The organism is Arthrobacter globiformis (genome assembly GCF_030815865.1).
GTDB lineage: Bacteria > Actinomycetota > Actinomycetes > Actinomycetales > Micrococcaceae > Arthrobacter > Arthrobacter globiformis_B.
In genome coordinates this window covers 2,395,748-2,407,789 of sequence record NZ_JAUSXI010000001.1, presented here as the reverse complement: position 1 = coordinate 2,407,789, position 12,042 = coordinate 2,395,748, and the positions used below count along the sequence as shown (strand labels likewise).

General features: G+C 61.3%; 8 protein-coding genes and 2 pseudogenes. 6 read left to right on the top strand and 4 right to left on the bottom strand.

The window, feature by feature from the left end:
• Positions 1–62 precede the first annotated feature (62 nt).
• Positions 63–1,982, bottom strand: coding sequence for an FAD-binding monooxygenase (locus QFZ33_RS10990; protein WP_307027374.1), 1,920 nt, complete (start codon positions 1,980–1,982; stop codon positions 63–65).
• 316 nt (positions 1,983–2,298) lie between these two features.
• The gene (locus QFZ33_RS10985) at positions 2,299–2,850 is read right to left on the bottom strand and encodes a MarR family winged helix-turn-helix transcriptional regulator (protein ID WP_307027372.1); all 552 of its coding nucleotides are present in this window, start codon (positions 2,848–2,850) and stop codon (positions 2,299–2,301) included.
• 1,781 nt (positions 2,851–4,631) lie between these two features.
• On the opposite strand from QFZ33_RS10985, the pseudogene QFZ33_RS10980 reads away from it, so the two are divergent.
• The 5 genes and pseudogenes from QFZ33_RS10980 to QFZ33_RS10960 form a co-directional block, all read left to right on the top strand.
• A pseudogene (locus tag QFZ33_RS10980) lies at positions 4,632–4,985 on the top strand (histidine phosphatase family protein); the annotation flags it as partial.
• A 24-nt stretch (positions 4,986–5,009) separates the two neighbouring features.
• Positions 5,010–5,585, top strand: coding sequence for a DUF3090 domain-containing protein (locus QFZ33_RS10975; protein ID WP_307027370.1), 576 nt, complete (start codon positions 5,010–5,012; stop codon positions 5,583–5,585).
• A 416-nt stretch (positions 5,586–6,001) separates the two neighbouring features.
• A complete protein-coding gene (locus tag QFZ33_RS10970) occupies positions 6,002–7,384 on the top strand; it encodes an MFS transporter (protein ID WP_307027368.1) in 1,383 nt (460 codons plus the stop codon).
• Positions 7,381–7,833 (top strand): GAF domain-containing protein, encoded by a 453-nt coding sequence (locus tag QFZ33_RS10965; protein ID WP_307027366.1) that lies wholly within the window; start codon positions 7,381–7,383, stop codon positions 7,831–7,833. Before QFZ33_RS10970 ends, QFZ33_RS10965 begins: the two co-directional genes overlap by 4 nt.
• A 3-nt stretch (positions 7,834–7,836) precedes the next feature.
• On the top strand, positions 7,837–9,066 hold the full coding sequence (locus QFZ33_RS10960) for a metal-dependent hydrolase family protein (protein WP_307027364.1): 1,230 nt from the start codon (positions 7,837–7,839) through the stop codon (positions 9,064–9,066).
• 353 nt (positions 9,067–9,419) lie between these two features.
• Here QFZ33_RS10960 and QFZ33_RS10955 read toward each other — a convergent pair whose 3' ends face one another.
• Positions 9,420–9,779 carry a hypothetical protein gene (locus QFZ33_RS10955; RefSeq protein ID WP_307027362.1) on the bottom strand — a complete coding sequence of 120 codons (360 nt, stop codon included), beginning with the start codon at positions 9,777–9,779 and terminating at the stop codon, positions 9,420–9,422.
• A 113-nt stretch (positions 9,780–9,892) separates the two neighbouring features.
• Here QFZ33_RS10955 and QFZ33_RS10950 point away from each other — a divergent pair.
• Positions 9,893–10,457 (top strand): annotated as a pseudogene (locus tag QFZ33_RS10950) (recombinase family protein).
• A 367-nt stretch (positions 10,458–10,824) separates the two neighbouring features.
• Here QFZ33_RS10950 and QFZ33_RS10945 read toward each other — a convergent pair.
• Positions 10,825–12,012 (bottom strand): acetyl-CoA C-acetyltransferase, encoded by a 1,188-nt coding sequence (locus QFZ33_RS10945; RefSeq protein ID WP_307027360.1) that lies wholly within the window; start codon positions 12,010–12,012, stop codon positions 10,825–10,827.
• Between the last annotated feature and the right edge of the window lie 30 nt (positions 12,013–12,042).

Genomic DNA, 12,042 nt, shown 5'->3' with positions numbered 1-12,042 from the left:
GCAGTCCCAGGTGTTCGTCCGGGACTGAGGGTGGTGTGGTGGCTGTGTGCGCGGTGGCCATGTCAGGCAGGGGCGGAGGATGAGAGCTCCTCCGTCCGCCGTGGCTGCAGGAGGGGTGCAAAGAACGCGGCGATGTCGGCTGTTGCCGTGAGCGGCAGGACGTTTGCCACGTACTGGTCCGGGCGCACGACGACGACGACGCCGCCGCGGTCCAGGCCGCGCAGCTCGAAGATGTCCGCGTTCGGGTCTGTGGCATAGACCTTCTCGTAGTCGGTCAGTTTGAATGGGCCCACCTGCGGCTTGAAGACTGTCGGAACGGCAGCGATGTCCACGCTTGTGTGGTCCTGCTGGTAGATCACCTTCACGTCGAACCAGGCGTCCGGGTCTGCCTCTGCGGGGGTCGCGGCGAGCGGCGATTCCGGCGCGTTGGCGAACCATTCGGCCAGCAGATCGGTGGCGGAGCCGGTGCCTGGCTGCGCGGAAGTGGCGAAGACGTAGATCCGCCACCTACCGTCCGCGGTGGCATGGTGGCCCAGGTGTGCGGGGTTGGCGTCAGCTACGCGCATCACCGGAGCGGACTTGAAACGCTTGCCCACCGGGAAACCGGTGGCAAGGTCCTGGTGGTCTGCGGTACCGACCAGCATGGACGGGGCGTATTGGGTCATGAAGCCGGCGGGGAATTCGGCGGTGCGGACGTAGAAGTCCTCAAGGTCCGAGGGGTTTTCGAAGTCCTCCGGTTTCTTCGCCATGAGCGTGGACCACTTTTTGTCGAAGTCGATGAGGTTCTGCGCGACCACCTGGCGTTCGGCTGAGTAGGTGGACAGCAGGCTTTCGGGGCTGCGGCCTTCCAGGACGTGGCCGAGCTTCCAGGCCAGGTTGAAGCCGTCCTGCATTGAGACGTTCATGCCCTGGCCGGCCTTGGCGCTGTGGGTGTGGCAGGCGTCGCCGGTGATGAACACGCGCGGTGTGCGGGTGCCGCGGTCCTCCGGCAGGACGTCGTCGAAGCGGTCTGTGAGGCGGTGGCCCACTTCATAGACGCTGTGCCAGGCTATGTTGCGGACGTCGAGGGTGTAGGGGTGGAGGATGGCGTTGGCCTTGTCGATGATCTCCTCGACAGAGGTGCTGCGCACTGCGCCCTTGCTGTTAGTATCCACCTCGCCCAAATCAACGTACATACGGAAGAGGTGGCCTCCTTCGCGCGGGATCAGAAGGATGCTGCCGCCTACACCGGACTGGATTGCGCATTTGAGGCGGATATCCGGGAAGTCGGTGACGGCCAGGACATCCATGACGCCCCAGGCGTGGTTGGCCTGGTCTCCGGCGAGGGTGCAACCGATTGACTCCCGTACCTTGCTGCGTGCGCCGTCCGCACCGACAACGTATTTGGCCCGGACGGTTCGCTCCCGGCCCTCGTGGGGGCCGGAGGTGTGGAGAAGGGTCACGGTGACGGGGTACTCCCCCTCGTCCGCGACGTTGAGGGAACGGAACTCGAAGCCATAGTCGGGGGACATGCGTGTGGGCGAGGTTGCCATGAACTCGGCGAAGTAATCCAGCACGCGGGCTTGGTTAACGACGAGGTGGGGGAACTCGCTGATTCTGGCGGGGTCATCCGGGGTGCGGGCAGTGCGGATGATGCGGGAGGGGTCCGCTGGGTCCGGCTTCCAGAACGCCGTCTCGGTGATCCGGTAGGCCTCGGCGATGATCCTCTCGGCAAACCCGAAGGCCTGAAAGGTCTCGACTGTGCGGGTCTGGATCCCGTCTGCCCGGCCAATGGCGAGCCTTCCGGGCCGGCGCTCCACAATCCGGGTAGTGACATTTGGGAACTGGGACAATTGCGCGGCCGCGAGCATGCCGGCAGGCCCTGTGCCGACAATCAAGACATCGACCTCATCCGGAAGCTCAGCCGGCCTGTTAGTGCCTACTCCTGCTGCCGGCTGGACCCGGGGGTCCCCGGATACGTAACCGTGATGGTGAAACTGCACGGATTCCTCACTTCGTTGTAAGCGGTTAGCGTCGAAGCTCCTCAGAACTGGACGCGTGGTATCTGACATTTGACTGTCCGCACCTGCCTGGGCGGTGCTCTCCATGGGACCTGTCCCCTGTTACTGCTACTTGTTGCGTTCCTTCACCGTGACGGCAAGCTGAACTGGAAGATGTAGCGAGGCGGGTGGAGCCCGACGATCCCCGGAACGGATCTCCTGGTGATGCCCCGGTTCATTGCCTCTGGTCGATGATGGTACTCGTCCAGTTGCAGTGAACCAGCCGAACGTTCTGGGTGGTATGTGGGCAAATCAGGGCCTATTCGGATTCGAGGCGCCTGTCCTGGGAACGAGGAGGGTGGTGTTGTAGAAGCTTCCGCAACAGTTCACTCAGGATGCTTGCCTCGGTGCTTGTGAGCCCGTCTGCCCAATCGCTTTCGCGCAGACTGTTCTTGCGCGTGAGCTCTGTTACGCGTGCCTCGCCGAGTGGAGTGAGCCGAACAAGCGTTTTGCGCTTATCTGCGGTGTCCGCCTCTCGGCTCACCAGCCCATACTTCTCAAGGGTGTTAAGCAAGCTCGACATGGAAGCGGTTGAAACGCTCGACAGCCTTGCCAGTTCGTTCGGATGTCCTGCCCCAACAGCTCGGATTGCGAATAGAAGCCTGAACGCTGAAAAACTGAGGCCTTCCGGGCGATGGACACGGACTTCGAGGTCGGTCGTGATTCTGTTGGCCAGACGTATCAGGTTGAAGCACAGGGCCATCGCGGCCGCGTCGTACTCAGGAAACATCTCTCTCGTGGAGAGGTTAGCGAGCTTTTCGAAGTCGGCGCCACTGAGTTTTACTTCGCCGTGGGGTGGCAACTCGGTCATCGTCTGGTCGAAGCTCCTTTAGTTGTGGTTCCTGCTGAATGCGGCCCCGAGGGTCGCATTCCGGCCCCCGCGCCTCGTTCTCTCCTGCCGGCATTCGCACTCTGGCCTCAAGATCCTGTCCTCAATATTATTAGAAGTCTAGCAAAACTGCAAGACCGATCGCGGCTCCTACGCTGCTAGCCGCATGCAGGAACCTTCCCGGGATCCTCTGCGTAACTGCACTGGCTTCCAATCTTCGCCAAGAGGAAGCGAGCGTAAGCGAAAATATATCTAGATATCTAGCTAGCGCCTCTCACAGTCCGAGCTACCACCAACGGCGTCTGGAGCCCCATTCACCACCGGGGGCCGTGCGATTGCTGCGGACCAATGCATGGCACCTCGGTTGTCCGGTTGAACTAGACCCCAACCTGACGTCAGGAAGAGGCCCTAGAAGCGTCCGAACAAGGCTCCCTTTATCCATTTCTGACACTGACCCAAGAAATTTCTAGATGACAGCCTGACACCTATGGCGCGTTCCCTAACGACAGCGCGACAGGGGCAGCAGCATGCCTTCTTACGGCCAAGGGCGCTTCGGCGCCTCACCTTCCGTCATGTAGTCATCCAGGAGGTTGGCCATGAACGAACATGAAAGACCAGCCCGCCAGCAGCGGCTCAAAGACGGCGGGCAACGAGAGTACAGCGTCATGCAGTAGACGCCGAACGTAGCCATGAACAGGTAACGTCCCCAAAAACACAGGGTGCAGGATGAAAGGTGGTGCGACCTTGATGGGCCACATATACGGCGATGCCGGCTCCAAGCCGGGCGCGAAACCGGTGTCAGAGCAGCGTCGGGAGCCCGGCAGAAGCGATTCTCGAACAGCTGGCCGCAAGCCATGTCGCACTCCCCCAGACCCACCATGAACAGGCAGAACAGCAACCACGAACCGATAAGGAGAAGCCTGGTGAACACCCAACAACCAAGAAAAGAAATCCCACCAGAAATTTTCTCAGGTCATGTTGCCCCAGCCAGTCACGTCCATGAACAGGTAACAAGCACCAAGACCGCCGACCAGAGAAGGAAGGAGCCAGCCGGCCACAGCACCGGCCACCAATAGAAAAAGGCCCCCGAAGGGGCCCACAAGTGAACAGTTTGTCCACACTCAGAGGCTCATAAGCCCCTGAACAGGGAAAACACGTGCCCGAGGTGGGACTCGAACCAGCCGCTCCCTCTGAAAATCCGCCACTCCCCCAGAAACATCCACAATCCGGCCCTGTCCGATACCGGTACAACCGAATCCGAAGCCCAAGGTGTGGACACTGTCCACACCCCCTTTTTGTGAGCATTTCTCTGCTTTGGCCAAGCGAGGTGCAGCCGCCCTTCGCCAGAACGAGTCCTGCCTCACCGTGCACTGCCATCCCCCATGGCACCAATTTCCGGGTTGAGCCGGAACCCGCCGCACGAGCTTGGGCGGGCATTGATGTGCGGTGCAGGCCAAGGGCTGGGGTTCAGTGAGCGTCATAGCGATTGCGACCTCCTTCGAACATCTCATTGTCGAGACAACCGAAGAGGGCATGACCCGCACCTCGCCCTATCGAGCACCGGACGGCAATAAGGCCCAAGACGTCCCAGCACGACGGAATCACAACTATTGGCGTTTCGGCTTGTGATTAAGTCTGTGATTTGGGCGTTGATACGGCATGCTCTCCGCGCGACGGTGGAAGCATGACAGCAGTTGCAGGAGACCCGGTGGCTGAAGGCAGATCAGGATTCGATCCGTCTGCCCGAGCCGGTCCGCGACCTGTCCGCCGTCATCTTTCCGACGGTAAATCCATCGCAGCGATGCAGGCTCGGTCGGTGGCAGCGATTCGATGCCCCGATACAGCCTTCGAAGCCGAGTACGGGCTAGGGGCCGTGTGAGTGGCGGTGAGTCACGGTGAGATCATCAAGTCAATCCTCGCCGACTCGTTCGGCATGCACCTTGACCTGTTCCAGCGCATTAACCGTGGGCCCCCGCTCCGTACCGATCGTGCCTGCGGCGTAAGTCGACGAGCGTCTATGCGGCCAACACCGAAGGGGGCGACCTGTCGTGGCTGTCGAACGGCGTCCCCCTGGCGATGCACTCGTGGGAGGCGGTGCAGGGCAAAAGGCACCATGAACCTCACGTGCCTAAAATACTGACATGCCTACACGTGTTCACGAGTTTGCCTGGCCCGATCGGGTCGTCGTTGGCACCATTGGCCTTCCGGGGGCGCGCACGTTCTACCTGCAGGTGCGCGCAGGGCGACAGATCGTGAGCATTGCCCTGGAGAAGCAGCAGTCGGCTCTGCTCGCCGAGAAGATCGACGAAATTCTCGACCAGCTCATCACCATCGAAAACAACCCCTTCAGCGTTCCCACGAGTACCCCCATTGAACTTGTCGATAATGACCAGCTCGAGGCCGTTCAGGAACAGTTTCGGACCGGCGCCATGAGCTTAGGTTGGGACCCAACGACGGCGCAGGTCGTAATAGAGGCCTACCCCATCAGCGATGTCGATGCTGATGACGACGATGAATCCCTTGATGAGAACGGCCCTAACGAGACCGAAATGCTGCTGGTGCGGATGCCGGTCGGCACTGCCCGCGCATTCGCCAAGCGCACCCGTGAGGTCGTGGGCGCCGGGCGTCCGATCTGCTCGCTCTGCGGCTACCCCATAGACGCCGACGGGCACATCTGCACCCTTCCCGAGGCCGGAGGCCAGCCCCGGACCTTGTGACCGCCGAGCTGACGCTCACCCGCCGCATCACGACGGCATAAAGCGCTACACTCCTGAGCCTATCGGTGACGTGGTGGTCGTCCATTTAGCCGATCGCAGGCGAAAGTCCGCTGCGGGATTTTCCCCACAGCACCCTGGCTCACCCAGGTTGACGGAAGGTCCACTATCGGCGTTTGTCGCCTGGCCTTGATCACCGTGACTGCCTTGCGCTGGCTCATCGCCAGTCGCATCCCTCAAGGATGTCCGAGGGGAGCCTCTTCCCGGACCTTCTCCGATGAGGCAACGTATTCCGACACACGGAGCTTTCCCATGAGTCACGCGAACTATTGATTGCGTGCACCCCCGGGCCTAAAATGGCGGCAGTCTTCATTCCAGGGCTGGGCCATGCCTCACTTTGGCCCTCTGAGGAGATCAGGGTGTCTCTTTCCGCGAGGCTAGACCGCCTGCCTCTGAGCAGGCCGCATTACGCCTTATTGCTTATTGGGGGGCTCGGCTACACGTTTGACGGCATGGACAACGCCGTTGTCGCATTCCTCCTACCGGACGTCAGGGAGGCCTTTTCCCTGTCGTCTGCCCAGCTCGGTCTTGTCGCCTCGGCGGCACCGTTTGGTTTTCTTTTCGGCGCCTTCCTGGCCGGATACCTCGGCGACAGGTTCGGCCGGAAAGCGGTCATGATGTACGCCTTGGCGCTCTACGCGATCGCATCGTTGGTGGCCGCAGTCTCCTGGAACTTCGAGGTCTTCCTCATCATGCGGATACTGGCCGGGCTGGGGGCCGGGGCCGAAAGCGCGATCATCGCCCCGTTCCTCTCGGAGTTCGTACCAAGTCATCGGCGCGGCTGGTTCCTGGGTGCATTGGCCGGCTTCTTTTCGTTCGGCTTTGTCGGCGCTGCCCTGATCGGACGCTTCGTTGTCCCCGCATTTCCTGAAGGGTGGCGCTGGGCTCAGGTCATCACCTTCCTCCCGGTCGTTTTGTTGCTCTGGTGGCGGCGGGCGCTCCCCGAATCTCCGCGCTTCCTGATGAACGAGGGCAAGCACGCCGAGGCCGAAAGAGTAGTCATCGCCTTCGAAGATAAAGTGCTGGCGTCCACGGGAAAGTCCCTGCCTCCGGTAGATCCGAACCATGCGGAAGAGCCGGAGCCGGAAAAATTCTCTCTCGGGAAAGCGCTCAAATTCCTGTGGAGCCGGCAGATGTGGCGGATCACGTCCGTGACCTGGCTGATCTGGTTTGTCATCACCTTTTCCTATTACGGCTTCTTCTCCTGGATCCCGACGCTGCTGATCAGCAAAGGCCTGACGGTCACCACCAGCTTCACCTTCTCGCTCTACATCTACATCGCCCAGATTCCTGGGTACTTCAGTGCCGCCTGGGTCAACGAAAAGTTCGACCGCAAGTACACGATTGCCACTTACCTTGTCGGCTCAGCAATCAGTGCATTCTGGCTTAGCTCCATGACCGATCCGGCATGGATCACTGCCGCGGGCATCGCGCTGTCCTTCTTCCTGAACGGAACGTACGCCGGCGTCTACGCCTACACACCTGAGGTCTTCCCCACATGGCTGCGCGCAACGGGTGTGGGTCTGAGTTCTTCCTTCGGCCGGATCGGATCGATCACTGCGCCGCTGCTCATCGGGATTTTCGCTACGCAATGGGGATTCGTGGGAGTGTTCGGCATGACAACAGGAGTGCTTGCCGTCGGGGTCATCTGCACGTTGCTCTTCGCGGTACGGACCAAAGGCAGGTCCCTTGAAGACATTACGATCAGCGAAATCCAGGGCAGGGAAGGAGTCCGCCGGTGACCGGCGGAGCAGCGGGGAACCTGCATGACGTTGAGCAGGCCATGAAAGCGGAAGTCGGATTCATCTTGTTCACCATTCTGGCCTTCCGCGACCAGGGCCGGCAGATGGAAAGGATCTATTCCTCTCACCCCCTCGAATACCCTGTGGGCGGACGGAAGGACGTTGGACGGGATGTGGCGGCCGACTGGCTGGAAGCATGCCTTGTGAAGCAGCAACCATTTTTCGGGCCGACCGCTGCCGATGTTGAACGTGTTTTCAAGGACGCTGAACTGATATCCAGCCTGGGCTGCGGATCGATCATCAACGCGCCTGTCCTCCAGGCCGGCACCACCGTTGCCGCGTTGAACGTCCTGGATGCCGAGGGAGCCTACACAAGCCTGGACGTTGACAAGGTTGTGGACATCGCACGCCGGTTCACCGCGGCCATAGTGGAAGCAGCAGGAGAATAATCCATGGGCAACGACCTGCTTTTGAAGAACGCTTCTTACCTGAACGTCGCGGAAGGCCGCTATGACAAGGCGGACATCAGGGTGTCCCGAGGCTCCATCACCGATATCGGATCAGACCTAAGTGCAGAAGGCGAGACTGCTATTGATGCCGTCAACAAGTTCGTGCTGCCCGGCTTGATCGATTGCCATGTGCATGTGACAGCTGCCACCGCGGATCTTGGCCAGCTCGGTGAATGGTCGCCGAACTACCTTGCGTTCCACACGGCCAAACTCATGGGTGAGATGCTCGACCGTGGATTCACGACCGTCCGCGACGCCGCCGGCGCTGACTTCGGAATCCACGATGCGCAGGCCGAAGGGCTCCTGCGCGGCCCCAAAGTGTTTTTCGCGGGGAAGGCCTTGTCGCAAACCGGTGGACACGCAGACCCGCGACCCCGCGGACGGCAGGCCTACGACGCAGGCTACTGCCACCCGCACATCGGCCGCCTTGCTGACGGCGTCGATGCCGTACGGCAAGCCGCCAGGGACGAGCTGCGCAAGGGCGCCCACCACATCAAAATCATGGCCGGAGGCGGAGTCGCATCACCCACCGACCGGATCGATTCCACCCAGTACTCCCTTTCTGAAATTGAAGCCGCGGTGGAGGAAGCGACGGCAGCCAACCGCTACGTCACGGCACACGCCTACACCGGCCGGTCAATCAACCGCGCGCTGCGCGCAGGCGTTCGCGGTATTGAACACGGCAACCTCCTCGATGACGAGTCCTTGGAACTGTTCAAGGAGTACAACGCATTTCTCACCATGAACCTGGTGACCTATTGGGCATTGGAAAGAGAAGGCCGCAAGTTCGGGCTTTCGCAGGAGAACTGGGAGAAAGTGGCGGCCGTTCTTGACGGCGGATACGAGGCGCTGGGCAAAGCCCACGAAGCAGGCATCAACCTGACCTACGGGAGCGATTTGCTTGGCGGGATGCAGGTTCACCAGGCCGAGGAATTCGCCATCCGAGCCAAAGTCATGCCTGCAATTGACGTCATCCGCAGCGCTACGACGACCGCTGCATCACTGATCCAACGGGAAGGGGAACTGGGCACCATTGCGGTCGGCGCCCGGGGTGACTTCATCATCACCACAGACGATCCTCTCAAAGACATCACAGTACTTTCACAATCGAAACTGGACTACGTCATCCAGGACGGCGCAGTCGTCAAAAGTGCAGACACGGCTGCGCGGTGAAGCGGTCAGCTTAGCTTTATGAGAAACGCATTATAGGACCGACTTTCTGGCCGACTGGCTGTATTGACCCAAGAGGTTGGTGACGCGGCGCGGCCAAGTTCACCGTCAGGAGGAGATCGCTCCCGGCGTTGACCGTCAGCTGAAGTAACCCGCCCTGACGCTAGTTGGGTTTAGCCCCGCCGATCGTCGGTTACGCCAAGGCTGGCCGTTGCTACGCCTTTACCTGAGCGACAACCGTGGAGGGACTTGCAGGGACTCACCACTCCCGATCGTTTTAATCCAAGCGACAGCTTCGTCTGAAAAATAGTAGCCCGAAAGCACGCTATCACCCCCCGGCTGCTTTCCAACGAGGGCTATGTTGGGGGATCAGTTTCACTGGTGAATGCCGTGTTCTGGTTCATCCTGGAGATGTCGTGTATCTCTGCGAGAGAATGATCGGCGAGACCGCCGGGCATGTTCGCGTCCCGGAGCTTGAGACATCGTCGTTCGAGTGGCCAGAAGACGATAAGCACTGACACGGAAATCAGACTCATCCACACCTGGGAGCGGCTTGCATCATCGGTAAACAGCATCACCACGACGATGCCCGCGAGCCCTGCGAGTGTGAGGAGACCCAGCCATGGATACAGCCACATTCGCCACGCCAGGCATCTAAGGCCGGGTGGATGCCCCCACTCCCCCAGGCCGTGACCAGCGCGGCAGTCGAATTTCATGCGGAACATGCCTGGTGCCGGTCAGTCCTTGTCCAGTACCAAGGGTGTGACGATCGCTTCAGGCGATAAAGGTCATAGAACTCAATCTGACAGGTTGAGGTTTGGAGGCTCTGGTGGCTGGACAGCGGATCGGGTACGTGCGCGTGAGCACGCTGGACCAGAACGAGAAACGCCAACTCGAAGGCCTGGTCTGGACAGGGTCTTCACGGACAAAGCCTCGGGCAGGGACACGTCCAGACCGGAGCTTACTGAGCTGCTGCCGTTCGCCCGTAGCGGGGACACAGTCGTCGTGCACAGCATGCACAGGCTCGCCCCCAACCTGGATGACCTGCGTTCACTGGTCTAGACCCTGACCCATAAGGGCGTGCGCGTAGAGTTCGTCAAAGAGAGTCTGGTCTTCACCGGGGAGGACTCCCCCATGGCCAACCTGATGCTCTCCGTCATGGGGGCCTTCGCCGAATCGAACGCTCCCTGATTAGGGAGCGGTAGAGGGAAGGCATCGCCCTGGCCCAGCAGCGCGGCGTCTACAAAGGGCGGAAAAAGACCCTCACGCCGGAACGGGCGGCCGAGCCGGTCCAGCGGGCCGCCAATGGCATCCCCAAATCCGTCCTCGCCAGAGACTCCGGCATCAGCCAGGAAACGGTGTATCAGTACCTGCGCCAGGCCAAACTGGCCTGACACCCTCCCCTGTCGAGCCAGCCGCTAGCGCAAACAACAGCCAAGCCAGCTTGATGGAACCTCCAGTATCGGCGTTCCAAAAGCACTCGTGAGCAGGGCTACTGGCGCGCGTGGTCAATGCACGAAGGCGGGAACGTGTGAGTTCGTTGAAGGGCTCGACGACAGCTTTGAAAGTGCCCATGTAATTACCCTTGATGAACCGGGAGCGGCCCGTTATGGCTACCCCGATTACCCAAAGCGCCGGTGACACCGAATTACCTGTTGTAGCTACAGGTTGGGGCGGCAAACATATCGAAGGGGTACCGCCGGCGATAAACGCTGAAACTCCTTTAGGGTGAGCGCCCTCGGGGGATCGTTGGACGAGTTCTCAACGGGATAGCAGCAGCGCTTCCCCCTGACCGCCCCCGCCGCACAGGGCGACGACTGCTTTGCCGGTTCCGCGACGCAGGAGTTCGTGTACGGCAGTGACGAGGACCCGGGCACCGGAGGCGCCGATGGGATGGCCGAGGGCGATGGCTCCGCCGTTGATGTTGACTTTGTCCATGGTGAGACCCAGCTGGGCCGCCGAGTGCAGGGCAACTGTGGCGAAGGCCTCGTTGATCTCCACGAAGTCCAGGTCCTCTACCGTCCACCCCGCCTTGTCGAGTGCTTTGGTGATGGCGCGGGCTGGTTTGTCTGGCAGCGAGGTGTCCGGTCCTGCGGTCTGTCCCGGAGCACCCACAGTCGCAAGGATTCTGAGGCTGTGGGTCTCCGCGTAGCCGCGGGTGGTCAGGACAACGGCGGCAGCGCCGTCGGTCAGCGGCGAAGCGTTGCCGGCGGTGACCGTGCCGGTCGGGGAGAACGCCGGCCCGAGCCTGACGAGGGACTCCGCCGTGCTATCGGGACGCACACCCTCGTCGGTTCTTGCGAGTTCGACGTCCCCGCGGCGCTGCGGCACTTTGACCGGTACGATCTCCGCGTCGAAGAGCCCCGCGGCCTGGGCCGCTGCCGCACGCCGGTGGGAGTCGGCGGCGGCTGTGTCCTGATCGGTACGATGGATGCCAAGGGCCTCGTTGGCACGGTCTGTGGCAAGGCCCATCGCCTCATGGTCGAAGGCATCAGTTAGACCGTCGTGGGCGGCGGAATCCATCAGCACAGCGTCGCCGTAGAGGTGCCCGCCGCGGGAACCCGCCAGCAGATGCGGGGCGTTGCTCATGGATTCCTGTCCACCCGCGACCACCACCGCGGCCTCTCCCAGCCGAAGCAGCCGGCTCGCCTCGATGATGGCGCTCAGCCCGGACAGACACACCTTGTTCACAGTCGCTGCGTGGGCGCCCAACGGGATGCCCCCGAGGACGGCGGCCTGCCGGGCAGGATTCTGTCCGGCCCCCGCCTGAAGCACCTGTCCCATGATGACCGCTTCGACGGAATCAGGCCGGATCTTGCCATGATTCAGGGCTCCCGCGATAGCCGCACCACCGAGCTCGACGGCGGACACCGGAGCCAGTTGGCCCATCAGCTTGCCCTGCGGCGTGCGGGCGGCACCCACAATTACTACATCTTCACTGCGATTCATTTTTCTCCTTGAACGGGTAACGGGCGAAAT